15 protein-coding genes are annotated in these 20,976 nt (G+C 57.5%); 9 read left to right on the top strand and 6 right to left on the bottom strand.

The genetic code is table 11. The features are described from left to right. The first annotated feature begins 30 nt into the window (after positions 1-30). The 9 genes from KYK83_RS12855 (at position 31) to KYK83_RS12815 (ending at position 12,549) form a co-directional block, all read left to right on the top strand. Complete coding sequence (locus tag KYK83_RS12855; protein ID WP_222828537.1) at positions 31-1,188, top strand: cysteine desulfurase family protein; 1,158 nt, start codon at positions 31-33, stop codon at positions 1,186-1,188. Positions 1,189-1,257: 69 nt separating this feature from the next. Next, complete coding sequence (locus KYK83_RS12850; RefSeq protein WP_222828536.1) at positions 1,258-2,214, top strand: DUF4007 family protein; 957 nt, start codon at positions 1,258-1,260, stop codon at positions 2,212-2,214. Beyond that, positions 2,211-5,579 carry a hypothetical protein gene (locus KYK83_RS12845; RefSeq protein ID WP_222828535.1) on the top strand — a complete coding sequence of 1,123 codons (3,369 nt, stop codon included), beginning with the start codon at positions 2,211-2,213 and terminating at the stop codon, positions 5,577-5,579. The genes KYK83_RS12850 and KYK83_RS12845 overlap by 4 nt, the downstream gene beginning before the upstream one ends. Beyond that, positions 5,576-6,415, top strand: a complete 840-nt coding sequence (locus KYK83_RS12840) for a phosphoadenosine phosphosulfate reductase domain-containing protein (RefSeq protein ID WP_222828534.1) — start codon at positions 5,576-5,578, stop codon at positions 6,413-6,415. The genes KYK83_RS12845 and KYK83_RS12840 overlap by 4 nt, the downstream gene beginning before the upstream one ends. Before the next feature lie 137 nt (positions 6,416-6,552). Beyond that, positions 6,553-8,571, top strand: coding sequence for a DEAD/DEAH box helicase family protein (locus KYK83_RS12835; protein WP_222828533.1), 2,019 nt, complete (start codon positions 6,553-6,555; stop codon positions 8,569-8,571). A 1-nt stretch (position 8,572) separates the two neighbouring features. After that, a complete protein-coding gene (locus tag KYK83_RS12830) occupies positions 8,573-8,797 on the top strand; it encodes a hypothetical protein (protein WP_222828532.1) in 225 nt (74 codons plus the stop codon). Between the two features lie 2 nt (positions 8,798-8,799). Next, on the top strand, positions 8,800-10,884 hold the full coding sequence (locus KYK83_RS12825; protein WP_222828531.1) for an AAA family ATPase: 2,085 nt from the start codon (positions 8,800-8,802) through the stop codon (positions 10,882-10,884). After that, positions 10,884-11,330 carry a hypothetical protein gene (locus KYK83_RS12820; RefSeq protein WP_222828530.1) on the top strand — a complete coding sequence of 149 codons (447 nt, stop codon included), beginning with the start codon at positions 10,884-10,886 and terminating at the stop codon, positions 11,328-11,330. The genes KYK83_RS12825 and KYK83_RS12820 overlap by 1 nt, the downstream gene beginning before the upstream one ends. A 31-nt stretch (positions 11,331-11,361) precedes the next feature. Further along, positions 11,362-12,549: an ATP-binding protein gene (locus KYK83_RS12815; RefSeq protein WP_222828529.1), complete on the top strand. Its 1,188-nt coding sequence runs from the start codon at positions 11,362-11,364 to the stop codon at positions 12,547-12,549. Positions 12,550-12,588: 39 nt separating this feature from the next. Here KYK83_RS12815 and KYK83_RS12810 read toward each other — a convergent pair whose 3' ends face one another. From KYK83_RS12810 to KYK83_RS12785, 6 genes are all read right to left on the bottom strand, one after another. Continuing rightward, positions 12,589-13,515, bottom strand: a complete 927-nt coding sequence (locus KYK83_RS12810) for a HEPN domain-containing protein (protein ID WP_222828528.1) — start codon at positions 13,513-13,515, stop codon at positions 12,589-12,591. A gap of 129 nt (positions 13,516-13,644) precedes the next feature. Beyond that, the gene (locus KYK83_RS12805; protein WP_222828527.1) at positions 13,645-14,121 is read right to left on the bottom strand and encodes a CopG family transcriptional regulator; all 477 of its coding nucleotides are present in this window, start codon (positions 14,119-14,121) and stop codon (positions 13,645-13,647) included. After that, positions 14,118-16,112, bottom strand: a complete 1,995-nt coding sequence (locus KYK83_RS12800; protein WP_222828526.1) for a conjugal transfer protein TraG — start codon at positions 16,110-16,112, stop codon at positions 14,118-14,120. The genes KYK83_RS12805 and KYK83_RS12800 overlap by 4 nt, the downstream gene beginning before the upstream one ends. Positions 16,113-16,946: 834 nt before the next feature. After that, positions 16,947-19,331, bottom strand: a complete 2,385-nt coding sequence (locus KYK83_RS12795) for a hypothetical protein (RefSeq protein WP_222828525.1) — start codon at positions 19,329-19,331, stop codon at positions 16,947-16,949. 67 nt (positions 19,332-19,398) lie between these two features. Beyond that, complete coding sequence (locus KYK83_RS12790; RefSeq protein ID WP_222828524.1) at positions 19,399-20,373, bottom strand: FecR family protein; 975 nt, start codon at positions 20,371-20,373, stop codon at positions 19,399-19,401. Beyond that, entirely contained in the window at positions 20,370-20,942 is a 573-nt protein-coding gene (locus KYK83_RS12785; RefSeq protein WP_222828523.1) for an RNA polymerase sigma factor, read from the bottom strand. Before KYK83_RS12785 ends, KYK83_RS12790 begins: the two co-directional genes overlap by 4 nt. Between the last annotated feature and the right edge of the window lie 34 nt (positions 20,943-20,976).

The raw sequence follows: 20,976 nt of genomic DNA, 5'->3' as shown, positions 1-20,976 counted from the left end.
CGGTGCACCGATTTCAATGAAGGTTGTTCCTTGCGCAGACCCGGCCCCGCCTATCTCGATTTCATGGCCTCAACTCCGGTCGATCCCTCGGTGATCGATGCGATGGCGGATGCGATGAGCAATGACTGGGGCAATCCGCATTCGGATCATGCGCATGGCCTGCAGGCCTCGAAAATTGTCGAACGATCGCGCGAAGCGCTCGCAACGCTGCTCGGTGCCGGAGAGGACGAAATCCTCTTCACCAGCGGAGCAACCGAGGCGAACAACCTCGCCATCAAAGGTGTCATGAGCTCAGCGGAACGACGCGGAAACCATCTGGTGGTGTCATCGATCGAGCACAAATGCGTGCTGGAGGCCGCCCGTTCGCTCGTGAAAACCGGGATCGAGGTCACCGAAGTCAAACCGGGGGCAGATGGCCGCGTTCGCGCAGAAGCCATCGCGCAGGCCCTGAGGCCCGACACGGCGCTCGTATCGGTCATGCACGCCAACAACGAAACCGGCGTCATTCAACCCGTGCGCGAGATTGCCGAAATCTGTCATCGCCAAGGTGTCCTGTTTCACACAGATGCGGCGCAGACCGTCGGAAAGATCGATGTCGACTTCAACCATACCGGTGCCGATCTGCTGAGTTTCTCCGGTCACAAGTTCTACGGTCCAAAAGGCATCGGCGGCCTTGTCGTGTCGCGCGCCGCGCGGTTACGGCTCGTTCCGCAGCTTGATGGCGGTGGACAGCAGCCTCTCGGACGCAGCGGTACAGTGCCGGTTCCGCTTTGCGCCGGGCTTGCAGCGGCGGCGCGGCTTTACGAGCGCCACGGCCAGTCGGCACGCACACATATTCAATCATTACAAAGACTTTTCGAAGATCGGGTCACCAGGAAGGGATGTCCTTTCACTATCAATCCGCATGCCGAGCGCATCCCGGGTTGCACAAGCCTCAGGGCCGAGGGAGTGAATGCGGAAGACATGCTCTTGCATGCCCGCGGCGAACTATCGGCATCGACAGGCTCCGCCTGCAACTCGGGCAGCATCGAGCCGTCTTACGTCCTGTTGGCGCAAGGGCTTTCCTTTGACGAGGCTTCGTCGTCCGTTCGCATCGGGATTGGCCGAACCACTTCCGAGGCCGATATCGACCGTGCCGTCAGTGCGCTCTTGGCCGCGCACGAAAAAGCCTACCGCGCCGCTGCCTGAGGCCTAAATGTTCGCACAAGAGCCGCGACAGGGTTGCCAACTGGGGGAAATCCCCAGTAGGAACAAATCATGCTCAGAGGACCCCTTGGACAACCCGGCGTCAAGACACGCTTCGCGGGACATGAAACCTTCCCGCTGAGGCGGCTGTGGCTGCGCAAGGCTTACGATGCTGTCTGCGAGGATGCGGCGGCGCCGGTCCCCAATACCTTCGACAAGGACGAAGGGATCATCCGGTTCGGGGTCGGCAAGAATATGGTTGCGGCGATCAAGCATTGGGCGCTCGCGTGCCGAATCATTGAAGAAGACCCGGAGAGGGGTGTCGGTGCCTTGAAGGCAACGCCCTTCGGAGATCTCATCTTTGACCGCGATTCAGGTCTCGATCCGTTCATGGAAAGCCTCGCGACCACATGGCTGCTCCATTGGCAGATCGCCAGCAATTTCGAGCGCGCCACGACGTGGTATTATGCGTTCAACCATCTGAATGCACACGGGTTCGACCGCGACGGCATTGCCGAGCCGATCCGGCTGCTGTGTGCCCAACTCGACCGGTCGCGGGCCTCCTCCACAACGATCAAGCGCGACGTGGAATGCTTTATCAGATCCTATGTCGCCAAGGTCGGCGCGGGCGCGGTCGACGATCAGGTAGAAACCGTACTTGGCGAACTAGGCCTCATGCGCGAAGTGTCATCGCGATCTTTCGCTTTCCGCCACGGACCCAAGCCCGGTCTGCCCGACGGCATCTTCCTTTTTGCCCTTGCCGATTTCTGGGCAAGGCGTGCGCCCGAACAGGCAACGCTCGCCATCGATACGCTGGCGTACGAGCCGGGATCGCCGGGGCGGATCTTCAAGCTAGACGAGGACGCGCTGATCGACCGGCTTGTCGATATCGAAAGGGCCGCCAAGGGCGCCTTTCTGTGGACCGATAGCGCAGGCGTGCGCGCGATTGCGAGGCGGGGAGAAAGCTTGCCCGATCCGGCCTCCTTCATCGCCAGCGCCTATCCGCACACTAAGGCGCTCGCGGCATGACCCAGACCTATCTCGCAGACCATGTTTCGGTCGCGCCGCGCTACCAGCGATCGGTCAGAATCGACGCCGATTTTGGCCAGGCCGACCCCCTGTCCGGTTATGTACTGCAAGGATCGGCGCGCGATGCGTTGACCACCACGCTCCGCCTCGCGACAAATGGCCAGGGCGCGTTCACCTGGACGGGCCCTTATGGCGGCGGCAAGTCGAGCCTCGCGCTCGCGCTTGCCTCCTACTCGCTCGGGCGCGGACCTGCCTTCAAAGAAGCGAAACAACTCCTTTGCGATGTGCCCGAAGTAACCGCCGTTTTCGGGCGGGCGCCCAAAGACTGGCTCTGCGTGCCGCTGAGCGGTCGGAGGGGCGATCCGGTTGCCGACCTGCGCGAAGCGCTCGCATCAGCAATCGCTGGCGAGCCGGGCCACGCGCGGACCAAGCGGTCCAAGATGGAAGCCGCTGACGGGCGCGATATCGTCGAGCGGCTGCAGCGCGAGGTTGAAGCGCGTCCCAAGGGCGGGGTTCTCGTCATTGTCGATGAACTGGGCAAATATCTGGAAGGTGCTGCCGATCACGCCATCGACATCCATTTCTTTCAGGATCTCGCAGAGGCCGCCAATCGCAGCGAGGGAAGACTTATCGTCGTGGGCGTGCTGCACCAGGCTTTCGAGCGCTATGCGGATCGCCTCGGACAAAGCGTCCAGGACGAATGGCGCAAGATTCAGGGCCGCTTCGCGGATGTCCCGATCATAACGGCTGTCGACGAGGTCATCGAACTCGTCGGTCGTGCTGTCACGACAGAGCGTTCGCACCCTCAGTCGCATGCGATTGCTGCCGTTGTTGCGAGCGAAATTGCCGAACGGCGACCGGGTGTGCCCAAAGACCTTGCGGAAAGGCTCGGCGATTGCTGGCCTCTCAACCCTGCGGCGGCAGCGCTGCTTGGGCCGATCACCCGGCGGCGTTTCAGCCAGAACGAACGCAGCCTGTTCGGTTTCCTTGCCTCGGCCGAACCCAATGGCTTCACCGAATTCCTCCAGCGCACGACACTCGCCTCGGGAAGAACCTTCGGCCCGGCAGAACTGTGGGACTATCTGCAGGTCAATCTTGAACCGGCGATCATGGCTTCGCCCGACGGCCATCGCTGGGCACAGGCCGCAGAGGCGATCGCGAGGGCGGCCCGCGACGGCAACTACCTGCGCTTGCAGATCGCGAAGACCGTGGCGGTCATCGATCTGTTCAGCAATGGATCGGGGCTGGCAGCCTCGTCCCGGACGATTGCGGCAAGCCTCGAGCAATCCGATACCGAAGTCGAAGAGCAGCTTGCCAATCTCGTCAAGATTTCTGCGCTGGTCTACCGTCGCCACCTCGGCGCCTATGCAATCTACGCCGGAAGCGATTTCGACATCGAGGGCGAAATCGAGGCCCGCATCGCCGAACGCGGACGGCTCGAGATAGCGGCGCTGAACGACCTTGCCTCGCTGCAGCCGATCTTGGCCAAGCGGCACTACGCCGAATACGGCACTCCGCGCTGGTTCGACGCGCAAATCGGCGAACTGGCGCCGCAGGGGCTGGGTCCGAAAGACGGCCGGGTGAGCGCCGGGGCAGCTGGCAAGTTCCTGCTGCTACTGCCTGGGATCGACGTCGATCCCGACGAAGCGGAGGCGAGCGTGATCGAAGCCACGCGCACGAAGCATCGGCACGGTCTGCCCGTGATTGTCGGTCTCGCCTCGAACAGTGCGGATATCCGCAAAACAGCGATCGAGCTCGAAGCTGCGCGCGACGTGCGCAACGAAAGCCCCGAACTGGCCGGCGATGCAGCCGCCCGCCGCGAGATCGATGCCCGGATTGCCCACTTGTCCGCGCAGCTGGAAGGTCTCCTGAGAGAGGGTTTCGAGCGCGCGCACTGGTTCGACACGGGTAAGCCGCTCGATTTGGACTCGCTTTCCTACGGCCTGTCGCAGGCAGCGAGCGATATCGCCCGGCGGACTTTCCGGCAGGCTCCGATCGTGCATTCCGAACTCATCAATCGTCGGCGTCCGTCGAGCAATTCCAATGCGGCGCTGCGAGCCCTGCTGCATGCTATCGTAGTCGGCCGCGGCGAGCAGCACTTCGGGATCACGGGCTATCCGGCCGAAAAGGGCCTAGCGGTCACCGTTCTGGAACGCGCGGGTCTCTATGTTCGGCAAGGCGAGCGGTGGGACTTCGTTCCGCCCAGCGAAACCAGCACCTTCGCCCCTCTCTGGTCGCTGACCGATGGCCTGCTCGAAGCCGGCGAGCAGGTTTGTGTTGCCGACATTTACCGGGCGTGGGGCGAGCCGCCTTACGGCGTGCAGCAAGGCGTGATGCCCCTATTACTTGTGACCTATCTATTCTCGCGCCGTCACAGCACCGCGGTCTATGCGAAAGAGGCCTTCCAGCCGGCCATATCCGATCTGGTCATGGATCTTCTGCTGCAGGACGCCGAACATATTGCGCTAAGATCGGTTCCGACCGATGCCGCGAATGCGGCCGCGCTGAAGCAGTTTGCAGCCGTTGCCGGCGAATTCGTCGAAGAGGCTCCGTCGGAGGAGCCGCTCGAGATAGCGCAGGCGCTCGTGCAGTTCGCGTACACGCTTCCCAACTGGTCGCGCAAGGCGCAAGCCACGCTCTCCAAGCAGGCCATTGACGTGCGCCGCCTGCTGCTTGATGCGGACGATCCCTACCAGCTCCTCTTCGTCGACATTCCCGAAGCGCTCGATGCTTCGGGCAAAAGCGCCGCCCCTGCGCTGCGCACGGTCCTGAGCGAACTTGATCACGCTTACCCAAACATGATCGAGGATCTGAAAGCCCGGATGCTCGAGGGTCTGAAACACCGCGACGCAGGAAATCTCGCCGAGTTGGGGGAGCGCGCCAAGCGAATAGCGGGTCACGGCGGAGACGACCTCAAGCTCCGGGGCTTCATCACCAGGTTGGCCGAGTTCGACGGGTCGACGCAAAACATGGCGGACATTTGCGGTCTCGTGATGGGCAAGCCGGTGACGACGTGGCACGATCTCGAGCCAAGCCGCGCGGCGATGCAGCTTTCGGAATATGCCTACAGGTTTCGCCGCGTGGAACTGTTCGGCGACAGTGACCAGCAACCGACCCAGACCGCGGTCATGGTAATGGCAGGTGTCGGGTCGACCGGGCGAAGCGTCGTCCGCAGGGCACAGATTGCAACCGAGGCGCAGAAGCGCCTCGAGCCAATCCTCGACGAGATCGGCAAGACTCTCGACGCCGCACAGCTCGAGCCCGATATGGTGCTCGCCGTGATAGCGGAGCTCGCACAGCGTCATATCGAGGACGACGGTGAGCGCGATGTCACTGTGCCCATCAGCGCGGAGAAGGAAGCGTGACCGGCGAGGCGATGCATGTTCTGGGCCTGTCTGGTGGGCGAGACAGCGCTGCCCTCGCGGTCTGGATGCGCGATCACCGTCCGGACATCGATGTGCGGTATTTCTTCACCGACACCGGCAAGGAGCTACCCGAGGTCTACGATTATCTCGGCCGCCTTGAAGGCTTCCTTGGCAACACCATTGAAATGCTCAACCCTGGTCGGGATTTCGATTTCTGGCTTGCGGAATACGGCCATTTTCTACCCTCCCCGCGTACCCGCTGGTGCACCCGGCAGCTCAAGATTCAGCCGTTCCAAAAGTGGCTCAAACCCCATCTTGATGCGGGAGTTGAGGTTCATTCCTATGTCGCGATCCGGGCCGACGAGCCGAACCGTTCGGGCATGATCACGACCCATCCCAACATGCACGTCCACTTTCCCCTTAGGGAGGCCGGTCTCGACAAGGCATCGGTCATCGGTCTGCTGGAAAACTCCGGGCTCGGCCTCCCGGACTACTATCGCTGGCGCTCACGCAGCGGCTGCACGTTCTGTTTTTACCAGCAGAAGATCGAATGGGTGCGGCTAATGCGCGAGCACCCCGATGCGTTCGAAGAAGCCAAGCGCTACGAGAAATCAGCCATCGAGCACGGTTCGCCGTTCACCTGGACCCAAAACGAAAGTCTCGAAGAACTGGCGCGGCCGGAGCGGGTTGCCGAGATCGAGCGCAATCATGAAGAGCGCAAGGCGCAGGCCCTCGCGCGCAGAATGCCAAACCCGCTAAGAGCACGGATCACCGATGAGACGGTGGAGCAGATGCTTGCGGACGAGGACAGCGGCTGCCTCGTCTGTCACAAGTGACGAAGCCTGCCAAACATCGAGGCGATGCGCTCAAGTTTGCCCTTCGTGATGCTGAACCCCTTTACCTTCTGCCCAAAGACGATGTCGCCGAGTCAGTTCTTTCTCCTGCGCTAGCGGCCTGTGAAAGGGCAGATCTGATGGTGGGCTTCTTCTCAAGTCACGCGCTGGCAGAAATTGCTCCCGGTTTAGCTTCGTTTCTCCGCCAGTCGCAACAATCGTTGCGACTAATCGTCAGCCCTTTTCTGACGGAGGAAGATCAGGCTGCGTTACGTGAAGGCCAACTTACGGCAGCATCTCTCGCCAAGCGCAGCCTTGACTCATCCATTCCCGATGCGAACGCATTGGCACACCACACTTTAAAATGCCTCGCTTGGCTGATTGCAGAAGGAAGACTTGAGTTCAAAATCGCGCTGATGCGCGACGCACTCTTTCACCCCAAAGTTTGGCTTTTTCATGCTGATAGCGAACTCGCCGCACTGCATGGCTCGGCGAACCTTACGGCCGCGGGCCTTGGCCGAAACCGCGAACAACTGAGTCTTTCTCGGTCTTGGCACAGTCACGAAGGACAGCTGGTCTGCCAACGCTTGCAGGACGAATTCGAGATGTTGTGGGGCGGTGGTGATGACACATGCATCACGCTCGACCTACCTCGTGCGTTTAGGGATCGTCTTCTACGCGACTATCGCACTGACAGCATGCCGTCAGAGGCCGACTTTCGTACGCTGTGGCATCAAGCAATACCCAATTTGAATACTGCCGAGTCACCAAAGGTTACTGTTCGACCAGTTGAATTCAAAATCCCGAAATGGCTCGAATACCGCGCGGGTGACTACGCGCATCAAGGCGATGCGGTGGACGCATGGCGGGCGTCTGAGTGGCGAGGGATCCTGGAAATGTGCACGGGATCAGGCAAGACGCTCACGGCCATGGTTGGAGCTCATGAACTGCACCGGCAAGTTGGTTCGCTGCTGGTCGTAGTCACTGCGCCTTACAACGTCTTAATTCACCAGTGGTGCGACGAAATAGCTCAATTCGGTCTGCGGCCAATCAATATGTCCTCTTGTCCCGGTTCGAAGGGGCGAGGAAAAGAAATTGCGCAGGCACGGCGCCGACTTTCTATGAACATAACACCACTGGAAATTGTCGTGGTGTCAAACGACACCTTGGTTTCCTCAGAATTTCAATCACAGATCGGAACGATCGACGGACCCAAGCTGCTGATCGCCGACGAATGCCACAATCTCGGATCGGCCGGATTCGTGGAGTCTCCACCGGAGATGTTTGACTATCGTCTCGGTCTTTCTGCGACACCAGTTCGACAGCACGATGATGAGGGAACCGGAAAACTATTCGCTTACTTCGGCAAGCCGTGTTTCGAGTTTGGTCTCGATCAGGCGATCGGACGCTGTCTGACGCCCTATGATTATTTTGTCCATTTCGTTTCTCTCGAGGCAGGCGAGATGGAAGAGTGGCGAGAATTGAGCGAACAGATCGCCCGACATTCCTGGAGAATTGAAGCCAGAGCAAATGACGATTATCTCAATAATCTATTCTTGCGTCGCCGCCGTGTTTTAGAAACGGCGAATGCTAAAATTGGTTCGTTAGATCAATTGCTCGATAACGAAGACCTCAATAGGCTTCAGTACACTCTCATCTACGCCACCGACAAGGACCCCAACCAACTCAATCGCGTCAATGCCATACTTACCCAGAAGAATCTTTCATTCCATCAACTTACTGCGTCAGAAACCAGCGACTCCAAATTATCTGCTCGGGTTTTAGAGCGTTTCCAGTCGGGCAAACTCCAGGTACTTACTGCCAAGCGAGTGCTCGATGAAGGGGTTAATGTTCCGCAAATTGAGCGAGCCTATATTCTCGCAAGCACCACGGTACGCCGTCAATGGGTTCAGCGTCGCGGTAGATTGCTGAGAATGTGTAAAGAGATTGGCAAAACGCATGCGATCATTCATGACTTGGTGACATTGCCGCCGGGCACGATTGAGGGGGAGCACATGGACGAGGATGCGAAGAAGATCATTCGTTCAGAGCTTGAACGCATCTGGGAATTTGCGCGTTTGAGCAGAAATGGGGCGCGGACCGGCGGTCCTTTTGAGCAAGTTGAGCGTTTGCGGACCGCACTTTTAGGTGCAAATTAAGATGGCATACAAAGACGAGCGTGTGATTAGCATTCTGTTGGAGCAGTCCGAAGCCATCGACGAGAGGGTTCCTGGCTATCGCGAAGAGTTGAAGGAGGCCGTCGCGGACATCATCATGCTAGAGCGTCAGAACAAATTTGCCAGAACCAATGTCGCCGTCAAGGTGGCCGATATCGTCGGCCGCGTCGGGACATTTCTGAATACTCGCTCAAAGGCCTCGGAATAACAATGCGTTTGATCAAAGCGCGCTTCGATGGTTTTCGTCTCCTCGACGAAGTTGAACTTACTTTCTCCGTCGATAAATCTAAAAACGTCACGGTCATTCGCGCTGCGAACGAAAGTGGGAAAACGACTCTCCTCAGCGCACTGCAATGGGCTTTGTTCGGCGATGATGCGTTGCCAAGCAGCTATTCAACAATCTCGATGGACATACCTGATGGGCAGGTCGGGACAACCACCGCCGAAGTGACCTATGAAGTGGAAACCGCCAAGGGTTCTCGACGTTATCGCCTGACGCGATCGCTTAGTGATCGCGCGGGCTCCTCGAACAGGCCCAAGTCCACCGTCGAGCTCGAGGAAATCAAGCCTACAGGCAATGATTCGATACCAAATGTCGAAAGTTACCTTGGACAGCATATGCCTGCCGATTTGAGGGAAGTTTTCTTTACTGATGGGGATCGTGCGCTCAGTTTTATCGAGGGAGTGCGCGCTGCTGATCGTCAAAAACGTGTCCGCGGTGCGATTGAGCAGCTCATGGGTTTACCACTGCTTGAAGCGGGTCTTGAGCATACCAAAAAAGCAGAACGCGGTATCCGCACAAAGGCCGATAGCATTGCGGGTAGTGACGAGCTGAAGGAGGTGCGCTCGCAGCTTGAGGCCGTGGACATTGCGATTCCGGAAAACGAGGCGAAGCTCGCCACTGCGAAGGAAGAGATTGCCAACCTGGGCGATCTATACAGCCGGGCCGACCGCGCGCTCCAAGACGCGCTAAAAAAGGGCAATCGCGAGGAGATTGCGGCAGCGCTAGAATCAATCGGCAAACAGCTAACGGATGCTGAGGCGCGCAAGCGTCGTGCAGACCTCGTTCAATCCGAGCTCTTAAGTGGTCTGGATTTTGCCAAAGAAATGCTGGGCGACAAACTTACGGTAGCGAGCGGTATTTTGGAAGGCCTGCGGAAAAAGGGGCAAATTCCCAATTCGACTATCCCCGTGCTGGAAGACAGGCTGAACCACGCGGATTGCATATGCGGAGAAACTCTCGATCCCAATACCACAGATGGGAAGCGGCGCCGTGACGCAATCGAAAGCCTTATCGAGGACAGCCGTGCGACCGACGCTTTGAAGTCCCGCATTTCATCGCTCTACTACGAGAGCAGCCATCTCACCGATGGCGAATTGCATTGGCGAGACAAATACATCGAGGCCTATGGCGCAAGAGAGCGCGAGCAGGCGACCTACGACGAGCTTGGCCGTCAAGCGGCTGAACTTGAAGCTCGCTTGAGCAAGGTGAAAGATAACGATGTCCAATCAGCACGAGAAATGCGCGACACCTACTTGCAACAGCTGACTGACAAGCGAGACCAAGCGACGCGTCTTGATGTGGCATTGCGCAACTTGCGGAGTCAGCGTGGGGAGCTCAGCAAAAAGCATGAAACTCTTCTCGCAAGAGAGACGAAAGGTAAGAAATTCGCAGCCGAACTCGCCGCCGCAGGCGATATCCGCGAAATACTCGAGCAGACATTGAACACCATGAAGACCCGCGAGGTCGATGCAGTCTCGCGTCGAATGAACGAATTGTTCATACAAATGATTGGTGCGGATCCGGACCGAGCAATGATCCGCCGCGCAGCGATAACATCAGAGTTCAACATCATCGTGTTCGGTCGAAACGAACGGCTGCTCGACCCCTCTCAAGATCTGAATGGAGCGTCGCGCCGAGCGCTGACCATCGCCTTTATCTTGGCTCTGACCCAAGTCAGCGGAGTAGAGGCACCGAACGTGATCGACACACCGCTCGGCATGATGACCGGCTTCGTCAAACGGGAGGTAGTCAAAGTTGCGGCTGCTTCGAGCTCGCAGCTCGTTCTCTTACTCACGCCGGACGAGATACACGGATGCGAAGATATCCTTGAAGAAGTTTCTGGGAAAATCTTCACTATGACCAACCCGGCTCATTATCCGGTGATGCTCAAACATAACCCAGGGACGACAGATGCACGGGTAATTGTCTGTCAATGCGACCACTTGTCGTCGTGCGCAATCTGTGAACGCAAATCTCCGGGTGGTCCTAGTAAGAAAGCGGAGGCTGCCTGATGGCTGAGAATCCCTTTGCCGGGCAGGACGTCGTCGTTGCTGACGATTTTCGCAAGCACTTCGACTCCTTTGTCCAGCGCCGCGAGGGAAAAACCGCCCGGCCGGAACATCAACCCTTTGACCGGAATGTCGACTTTTGGTTCGCTGCTATATGCATAGCGGCGAAGAGGGGCTTGAAACCTACACTCCCCAGCGGAAAGACATACAAGGCCGCAGAAGGCGTCGCCATTGGGTCCCCTGATTGGAGGCCCACCGCCCTTACCCTCCTCGCCATCGCAGAAACCGCGGACGCATCTGTAGTGGATCGTCCAGGGGAGATGATGCGGATTGCAAACGGTTACGCCAATGTAGGCTTTCCGGAATTGCTCGACATCCTGGAAAGCCGAGGGGGTGACACAGCGCTGGACCATCTTTCGGAAACTGTAGTTGCAATGATCGGTCAATGAGTAATCGTCTCGCTCAGCGGCAGGCTGCACTGTGAACCCAATCCGCAACCCATACTCGCCGGGCGCGGGAAATAAGCCTCCAGAACTTGCCGGTCGCGAAAACGTAATCGAACAAGCCGACCTCATGTTCGAGCGAATGCGGGCCGGAAATTCCGTGCAACCGATGATCCTCAATGGGCTTAGGGGAGTCGGAAAGACCGTCCTGCTTAGACGTATGCACGATGCGGCAAAGGCATCGGGTTATGAAGTGGTTTTCGCTGAAGCGACGGAGGGCAAGCCGCTTCCCGATCTTCTCGTGGTCGGGTTAAGAAAAGCGCTTCTCAACCTCAGCATGATAGAGGCGGCAAAGGATAGAGCAAAACGCAGTCTTGGAGCGCTCAAAGCTTTCGTCGCCGGCTTCGGGGTTTCGATCGGCGAGTATGCCTTAACTTACGACCCAACTCTTGGAGTAGCCGATAGCGGGGATCTCGAAACCGACCTTGGTGATATTTTCGCAGAGGTTGGCGAAGCGGCTGCCGCGGCCAACAAATGCGTCGTCTTGTTTGTCGACGAACTACAAATACTCGAAAAAACAGAGCTAGGTGCATTGATCGCCGCGATCCATCGGATCAGCCAGCAAGGGCTGCCAGTAACCATCATCGGTGCCGGTCTACCTCAAGTCCTGGGGCTTGCTGGATCGGCGAAATCCTATGCCGAACGCCTTTTCATCTTCCCGCGTATAGACGCCTTGGGTGAGGAGGAGGCTGCTTGCGCTATTGAACACCCAGCAAATGCTCTCGGCGTTCAATTTGAGGCTGATGCCGTCGCTGAGATACTCCGCGTGACCGAGCGCTACCCATACTTCCTTCAGCAATGGTCATATTGCGCTTGGAATATCGCGCAAGACGAGAAAACAATAACGTGGAACGATGTTGTTGAAGCAACCGACGTAGCGCGGGAAAAATTGGACGAAAGCTTTTTTCGCGTCCGTTATGATCGCTGTACTCCTGCCGAGAAAAACTATCTTCGCGGACTTGCTGAGCTAGGCAAAGGCACACAACGCTCCTCGGAAGTAGCCGTCCAACTTGGCTGCGATATGGATAAGGCGAACCAACAGCGTACAACGTTAATCAAGAAGGCGATGATTTACTCTCCGGCGTACGGTGACATTTGCTTTACGGTCCCCCTATTCGACGAGTTCATGCGGCGCGAGATGCCCGACTTTGTTCCACACAGCTAGTCGGATTGTCGAAACCTAGGTCCTGCATCACAAAGAGGGCTATTTAATATCCAGTTCGGTTTTCAGCTTTTCCAGCCGCTCCGAACACACCTCGTGCACTACGCGGCCGAGCTCCTCGACTTGCTCACCGAGCCATTCGAGCTCTTCCTTGGTGATGCGGTAGTGCTTCGAGTAACGAGCCTTGACGTAGGCTTCTTTGAGTTTCTCAAAGCGCGCGCGATCACGCTTAGTTTCGCGCGGCCAAACATAGGTCAGGCGGGGGTCGATCCGTTCCGCCTGGGTGCGCAGGAACCCAAGGTTGTGCACGTGCGGAGTGTAGAAGGTGCAGACCAACAGCACGCAATGATAGAGGCGCTCTGTCGCTTGATGCAGATCGAACGCGGCATCTTTGAAAAACTCTCGTGATATGTCGAACTTCGCGATTTCGTAGCGCTTTAGCGCTGCGGAATACCATTCATCGAAATACTCCTGCGCCATGCAAAGTGCCTGTTCAGGTGTCTTGGGCTTGGGCGTGTGCAATTCGGTATCGTCGGATTCGTAGAGCGCGATCCCGTCCTTCGCGACGTCCATGAAGAAGTAGCGTCCATGCGCCAGACCATCGTTCACTTCCTGCAACGTGTGAACGATGAAATTGACCGGAGTCTTGAGCGTCTTGGTAACGCCGTATTCGCGCATGAGCCGCTCATCGAGGTTGGACCAGTATTTCACCCGGTCGACCAGCCGCTTGTCGTTGACGATAACCAGCAGATCATAATCCGACTGGTAGCCTTTGGCGGTGTGAGGTTCGTCGACCCAGGTGCCGCGCGCATAGCTGCCGTAGAGCACGACCTTGAGAATGCGCCCGGCCTTTTTCCATTCGTGCTTGGCGAGCGCAAAGGCATCATCGAATTCTTCGAAGATCAGCTGCACCACGCGCTCAAGTTCGCGTTGTTTTTGTGGAGGCAGATGATCGAGTTCGGTGCGCATTACTGAACCTTTAGCAAGCACTTGGAATTGTTGCACCCTCGCATTGCTGTACAGTGCGGCGGCGCATCCAAGAGAGCGTCCCTCTCCTCTATTCGTAGGGTTTCCCTGCCGGACTATCGAAGGTCTTTGTCAGGGCTGCGCCGGAGACTCCGGACCGTTTCCGTTTTCATTCTCAATCTCACCCAGCTCTGGTTCCGGAGCCGCGCGAATGAGATCGTCAGCGAGATGCCTGCCCGTCTCCATGCGCCGCGCGAGCGCTTCGACGAAGAAGTCGAACCGCTTTTCAGCATCAGCACGCGCGGCGGCACCGGTTTCGGCCGGGATTGCCGGCGTCACCGCCAGCCATCGCCTGAGATAAAGGGCGAAGGCCTCATTCCCGACCTCGATATGATAGTCGAGCTTGCCGATCTGTCGGCTTATGCGATCAAGTCGGCGACTGAAGGCCGCTTCCATGCGTTCCGATCCATCGGGAGAGAGAAAAGAGGCAATGGCGGCCTCCACTACCGAAGCCTGCGAGACGCGCTTGCGGCCGGCATAGTCGGCGAGTTGCCTGGAAAGGGCCGGCAGCAAGCGAAAGGTGTGCTTGATACGGTTGCCCTTGCTCATAGCTCGATCCCGTCGCCAGGATCGAGTGCAGCCCGCCGCGCATTGGCCTGCATCCGCTCGGCCATTCTGCGATTGCGGTTTGCCTGATCGTCGTCCGTTCGGTCGGCAAACTCAAATTCGTTGGGGATATCGACGGGCGGCGGCGCGACATCTTCGTAGTCCGGCAATTCAGGCGATTGGCGGATCCCGCCATCGGACTGGCGATCATCGACCTCGTACTCTTCAGACCCGGTCAGCAATTTCGCGGATTGCGCAGGCGCGGTCACAAGTCTCCCGTGCCATTCGCTCTCATCCGCCGCAAACTCGCCCTTTTGGACCGTTGGTGGACGCTCTACCCGTTTGCTGAGCCGGGGGTCGTGGTAGTAGCGCGCTTTCCTGGCACGGATCGGATGCACGCCTGCGAGCATCACGATTTCGTCGGTATCGGGAAGCTGCATAATTTCGCCCTGGGTCAGAAGAGCGCGCGCCGTCTCCGAGCGCGAGACCATCAGGTGACCAAGCCAGGGCGAGAGGCGGTGTCCGGCATAATTGCGCATCGCCCGGGTTTCGGTCGCGGTCCCGAGTGATTCCGAAACGCGCTTGGCAGTGCGCTCGTCATTGGTCGCGAAGCACACCCGCACATGGCAATTGTCGAGGATGGCATTGTTTTGCCCATAGGCTTTCTCGATCTGGTTCAACGACTGCGCGATCAGGAACGCCTTGATGCCGTAGCCCGCCATGAAGGCGAGCGCGCTTTCGAAAAAGTCGAGTCGGCCCAAGGCCGGAAACTCGTCGAGCATAAGGAGAAGCCGCTCGCGATCGGCACCCTCCTGCAGGTCCTCGGTCAGGCGTCTTCCGAGTTGGTTGAGGATGAGCCGGATGAGCGGCTTGGTGCGGCTGATGTCGGAGGGCGGGACGACGAGATAGAGTGTGACCGGTCGGCCCTGTGCCACCAGGTCCGCGATGCGCCATTCGCAATGCCGGGTGACCCTGGCGATCACCGGATCGCGGTACAGCCCAAGGAACGACATGGCGGTCGAGAGCACGCCCGAGCGTTCGTTCTCCGACTTGTTGAGCAATTCTCTCGCCGCGCTCGCGACAACCGGATGGATGCCGTCTTCCCCCAGATGCGGCGTGTGCATCATGGCGGTCAATGTCGCCTCGATCGATCGGCGCGGATCGGAGAGGAAGTTCGCCACCCCGGCGAGCGTCTTGTCAGGCTCGGCATAAAGCACATGTAGAATGGCCCCGACGAGCAGCGCATGGCTGGTCTTCTCCCAGTGGTTGCGCCGTTCAAGCGAGCCTTCGGGATCGACCAGTACATCGGCGATGTTCTGCACGTCGCGCACTTCGTTGATGCCGCGTCGCACTTCCATCAGCGGGTTGTAGGCTGCCGATGCCTCATTGGTCGGATCGAACAGAAGCGTGCGGCTGAAGCTGGACCGGAACCCAGCGGTCAGCTCCCAGTTCTCGCCCTTGATGTCATGGACGATCGCCGAGTGCGGCCAGGTCAGCAGCGTCGGCACGACAAGGCCGACCCCCTTGCCGCTGCGCGTCGGCGCGAAGCAGAGCACATGTTCGGGCCCGTCGTGGCGAAGATAGAGATTGGCGTGCTGGCCGATAATGACGCCCTTGCCTGCCAGAAGGCCAGCGCGTGCTATTTCGGAACGGGTCGCCCAGCGCGCCGAGCCATAGGTCGCACTGTTCCTGATTTCTCGGGCGCGCCAGACCGACATGCCGATCGCGACAACTACCGACACGAGACCGCCCGATGCAGCAATCATTCCGCCGGTCTCGAAGATGCGCGGCGCATAGGCTTCGTAGCTGAACCACCACCAGAAAATGGCATAAGGCGGATAGACAGGCGCTCCGGAAAAGCTGAACCACGGCGGGCCCAATTGCGCCTGATAGCCGAGCGCGTGCGCCGTCCACTGAGTGCCCGCCCAGATGCCTGCGAGCGTCAAGGCAAACACAGCTACGATCTGGCCCCACAAAATTCTCGTCGCAGACACGATGTCCTCCTTTTGCCAAAGCAGGTCGACGTAGGGATCACCGATATGCAAGGTGCGAATTCGTGGATCGCACAACGGCGTAGCATTAGAAGGTTTGGGGTATGGCCCGACGCTTCGCGTTTCCGGGCACAGTGGAAGCCCTCTTATATCGAGAAGCTCCGATGGTCTGACTACACATTTGAGACAAAATCCGTCCCGAAACTGCCCACACCGGGCTCGCCTCGACACGATGAAGAACGATCGACCGCTTCCTTCCTATCAAGACCGCCTATCTCAGCGCCCACGTAGAAAAGCCGGAGTTGCCAAACTGAGAGGAGCAAACTGCATTGCCCTTTCGATCTCCGATCGCAGGTGTGTGGGGTTTAAGAGATTCAATCTACGTTTGACGTTCTGCATTGATAACTCTGCGATCACGGAAATCGAAGGCTTGATACGATATTCTCAAAATACCAAGATCTGGCAATCATCCGTCAGCCGTACGACCTCCAACCTCGCTCATAGCGTAGTGGCCAAGCCAATTCTGGAAACAGTCCGTCACGAAGAAATACTCTCGTCAAATTTGCGCCCCAATTACAGCCACAGAGTAGTGCTCCCGACAACCTTCAAAGCCGACGTCGATCCAAATGCATCAAGCTTTACTGGGCTGATCTGCTCGAGCCATGTAGACGACGATGGAGCTTGCTTTAAGGGCGGCAAGCATCACGAGAACGATCGAGTGCATTGAACCGCGTTTTTTAGCTGGAGAATTCAGCCATTCCGTCCACTTTCTATCTTAGCACCCCACGCATCAAGGCTTCACGGAGAGCGACGTTGAAGCGAAAACTCCCTTTTAGCTTACCGGGGGCGGGGCTCTGCACTCCAGTCTAACAGCGGTGGTCGCGGTTCCGAAGCGACGCGATCGGCGAGAATTCTCATTTCCTGCCATCTCGCGTTCTGTTCTGATTTAGCATGGTCACCACTCAGCTCGTCTTTGAGCCAGAAGCCGAACCAGTCGACCATAAGTTCACTGCCAACTCTGCGGTGGGACATCTTGATCAAATCATGGGTTCCATCCGGAAAGTGCCAGAATTCAACCGGAACTTGGAGATGGCGCAATCCAACGTACACGTCCCAAAGGTCGATCACGTCTTCACCGGCTGACCACATGAGCATCGGGGCACGCCAGCGATTCAGGCTGAACGTAGGTGCCGTTTCCAACATCGCCTCAAGACCTTCACCGAAAGATGAGGCACCCAGCACCTGATCCATTTCTTCGATAACGTTGTACGACATGTAGCCCCACCACCCGATATCGCCGCCGTCAGTTATCATGGTGGCTGCAATCGGGTATTCCGAGTGGGTCGCCATGAAATTTGAATACCAGGCTGTTCTGCTAAAACCGACTAAGCCGACACGTTCGCGGTCGATCAGGCCCCGACTCGCCAACTCATCAATTGCGCTTTCATAGCCCTCACGACTGCGCGGTAGCTCAGCAGGCGTGCCGATCACATCGTTAAGGCCCGTTTCCGCCATCTGAAGGACAATCATTCCGGCTGAGGCAAGCGGTTGAGCCGCATAATTTCTCTGATAGCCGTAAGGCGAAAACTTGCCGGGACGATATCCGTGCGTGAGGATCACAAGCGGATAGCGCTGCCCCTCGATATAGTCGGTTGGATAATAAATCGCACCATCCCAATTGTACCCTCCCGCGCTTTGCCACTTGATCTCTTCGACATGGCCTAGATCATATCCCGCGAGCCATGGATTGGGGTCAAAAACCTGATAGCGAGCACCCGTGCTCGTATCTGTAGCGAACAAAACGGGTCGATCATTGGGCGATTCGGAGACCTCGAATGTCACGCGACGAGGAGCTTCAGCAGCCTTCGGCTGCTTAACCCGAGTCCAGCCCTTCGCGGAGGCCTGTAATGCGAGAGTGAGATCAGGAGAGCCGTCGCGACCGATCAAATCGACTTTCAAGATCCGGTCGGACTGGTTCCATTCGGCATTGGCGACTCTTCGATAGCGCTTGTTATCCAGCTCAAAAGCAAATTCGGTTTCGCCCGTTCGAGGATCAACCGCGATGACCCCTAGTCGCGACGCGCGTGTTTTTCGTTCCGTCTCACTGACATCGACTAGTGGTTCAACTGCGCCAAGCAGAAGGACGCGTTCACCACCATCAATCCATATCGGGCTGAATGGCTGAGAAAATCTCAAGAAGGGAGCCGAAGAAAGCGGCCTTATTTCGTCAGAGCGAACATCGAGAAGCATGTACTGGTGTGCATAGCCCTCGTCTTCGGCATCAATCCTCTCTGAAAATTGTGGATCTACCGTATATTCAGACCACCATTCCGGCCAGTGGGACACGCCACAAAAAAACAGAGCGTAACCACCATCCGGTGACAGACCCCCAGGTATTATGTGGTTCGGAAAGCAGTCGCTGATGCCGTCAATATCGTATAGCGATGTCAGCTGCCTCCTCGTGCTATCAGCACCATAGTGGGTGATTTCCCCCGGATACCAGACACTTGTTCCGGCCGAGTTGATTGCGTCCGTCAAGCGACCGGGGCTTACAAGACACCCGACAGTCAGACATTCTGGCTTGTCCTTGGCCTGCACCTGATCCGCGTAGGTGAGGACCAAGACATCTTCTAAATCTTTCGTCGTCGAGAATGTAACGACAGGACGATCTTCACTGGTGATTCTTGCAAGCGACCTTGTTTGCAAGTCAAATCGGTAGATCTGGACGGGGTCGTCACCTTCGACACCCGCAAAAACAAGTGTGGTGTTGTCGACCCATCGCAACCCAGCGATTGGCTGGAAATTCGTTCGCGACTCGAATTCGACAAGCGTTTCAGGGCTCGGCGTTTCTTTTCCAGCGAGGATGGCGGAGGTCTGGAATAGGAGGAGCCGACCGCGGAACGAATTTCCATCCGGATCGCCCTCCTGAACGACAACTACAACCTGTGATTCGTCTGGCGAGAGATGCGCGATAGTGGTGTCGCTTCCGAGCCAACCAATGACCTTGGGGTCACCAATCGTCGCGATCTTCAACATCGCATCTACATCAAGGCGCTTTGCTTCAGGCTCTACGGTACGGTTCGGTCCAGCACGGTCTGCACCATATGCAACGGCCGACATCGCAGGATCATAATCATGGGAAAGCTGCTGCGCCGACAAGGGCGCAGCAAACAAGGTGATGCAGAGATTTAGGACGAGTGCAGTCAGGATGGCGCGGATCATTTTGTCCCCTACTTCGGTACCTACTTCATTGGTTTAGAGGACAAACCTGGCTTCAATTTGGGTAACGTCAGTAGGTCGAAATTCGCACCGTATCGCCTTCACGCTGAATGTTGAGCCCATAGGCATCGCGAAGCAAGCGCACGAAAGAATCGGTACTCGATGTCTTGAACGAGCCACCTATAAGTATATTTGCCGCATCGTCGTCGGATACTAACAACTTTGTCTCATTGTAGCGATTGAATTCTGATACTACTTCACTTAGGGGCGCTTGTTCAAAGCTCAGCTCCCCTTTTCGCCACGCGAGTGAATTTCTGACTCTTTTCGCTGACTTTGCCGCCAAAAGAATCGACGAATTTCGCGAGTAAGCAGTGCCCCCATCTTCGACAATCGTCACCTTGTGTGAAGGACCGGCGAGCTCATCGATACGCACTCTGCCCTCAAGCACGCTCACTATCGCGTGGCTCTCATCGCGCCGGACAGAGAACTTGGTGCCGAGAACGGTTATCGTTTTGCCCCCGGCATGAACGATAAATGGGCGATCTGGATCGTGGACAACATCGAAGAATGCTTCTCCTGAATCCAGCCAGACCTCTCTTCGCGCTTCAGACACTGCGGCGCGCACCGTAGTACTCGTGTTCAGCTCCACTCGGCTTCCATCCGGCAGCTCAAACTCCTCACGACCGCCAATTGCAGTCTGATGCTGGACCTGCTGCACAATCGTACGGGGCTGATTGGCGAGGTCGGGTCCGAAGGCAAAGGCGCCGATCGCCAGAAAGGCGACGAGACTCGCAGCTGCTGCAAAAGGAATCCACCGGAATCGAGCCTGGCTACGAGCGGCGACCAGACCAGCCTTCAGGCCGAGTGACTGCAGCCTATCTGTTTGCCGCCATCCATACTCGGCTCGCCAGAACGCAGCCTTGTGCGCGATCGACTCATTAAGCCAAGCGTCGAGATCGTCATGGTCGTCGCTCGCCCATTCCGGGCTTTGGCGCTTAACAAGCCAGTCGAGCGCCTGATTTTCGATGCTTGCCTGTCGCCTCATGGCTTCTTCACCCGCTTTTTGCGCGCTCGGTAATCGCTTCGCACGATCCGCCCTGATCCGCCCAGCATGTGGTCGATGAGCGCCTTCATTCCCAGCTTGATCTGTCTGCGGACGGTCTCCACAGACACGCCCAATATCTCTGCCGCCTCACGATCGGTAAATCCTTTCACCTTTTGAAGGATCACGATCTCACGACACTTTGGTGGAAGCTTGTCGATACCGGTCTGGGCAAGCCTTAGTTTGTCTCGAGCATCCAAAACCCGCTCGGCTTCGAAGAGGTCGAGCGACCGGTCGACGGTATCGAGATCGGCCACCGCCTCAATACTCACGATCTGCGATTTTGTCGCTTGGTTGATCAGATGGTTGCGGGCCACAGTATACAGATAGGCACGTGAGTTAGATGGGATGCCTCTTCGTGCTCCAGTCAATGCCCTCTCATAAATATCCTGTCGCAGTTCGAGTACGTCTTCTGCAGTCCTCCAATTCCGACGGATATATCCTGTCAAACCTCTCTCGAGAGGCAGGATATCTCGCACGAACCATGAGTGAAGAGTGTCGTCGTCAATCATTTAATCGCCGGCAACCGCGAACGGAGACCTCTTC

Source organism: Qipengyuania pacifica (assembly GCF_019857205.1).
Lineage (GTDB): Bacteria > Pseudomonadota > Alphaproteobacteria > Sphingomonadales > Sphingomonadaceae > Qipengyuania > Qipengyuania pacifica.
This window is presented reverse-complemented; position numbering and strand designations above follow the sequence as displayed.

Bases quoted from the DNA above. Each gene is read 5' to 3' on its own strand.
- KYK83_RS12835 (WP_222828533.1), top strand. From the start codon at position 6,553: ATGGTGGGCTTCTTCTCAAGTCACGCGCTGGCAGAAATTGCTCCCGGT.
- KYK83_RS12830 (WP_222828532.1), top strand. From the start codon at position 8,573: ATGGCATACAAAGACGAGCGTGTGATTAGCATTCTGTTGGAGCAGTCC.
- KYK83_RS12785 (WP_222828523.1), bottom strand. From the start codon at position 20,942: ATGATTGACGACGACACTCTTCACTCATGGTTCGTGCGAGATATCCTG.
- KYK83_RS12845 (WP_222828535.1), top strand. From the start codon at position 2,211: ATGACCCAGACCTATCTCGCAGACCATGTTTCGGTCGCGCCGCGCTAC.
- KYK83_RS12820 (WP_222828530.1), top strand. From the start codon at position 10,884: ATGGCTGAGAATCCCTTTGCCGGGCAGGACGTCGTCGTTGCTGACGAT.
- KYK83_RS12810 (WP_222828528.1), bottom strand. From the start codon at position 13,515: ATGCGCACCGAACTCGATCATCTGCCTCCACAAAAACAACGCGAACTT.
- KYK83_RS12790 (WP_222828524.1), bottom strand. From the start codon at position 20,373: ATGAGGCGACAGGCAAGCATCGAAAATCAGGCGCTCGACTGGCTTGTT.
- KYK83_RS12795 (WP_222828525.1), bottom strand. From the start codon at position 19,331: ATGATCCGCGCCATCCTGACTGCACTCGTCCTAAATCTCTGCATCACC.
- KYK83_RS12825 (WP_222828531.1), top strand. From the start codon at position 8,800: ATGCGTTTGATCAAAGCGCGCTTCGATGGTTTTCGTCTCCTCGACGAA.
- KYK83_RS12805 (WP_222828527.1), bottom strand. From the start codon at position 14,121: ATGAGCAAGGGCAACCGTATCAAGCACACCTTTCGCTTGCTGCCGGCC.
- KYK83_RS12850 (WP_222828536.1), top strand. From the start codon at position 1,258: ATGCTCAGAGGACCCCTTGGACAACCCGGCGTCAAGACACGCTTCGCG.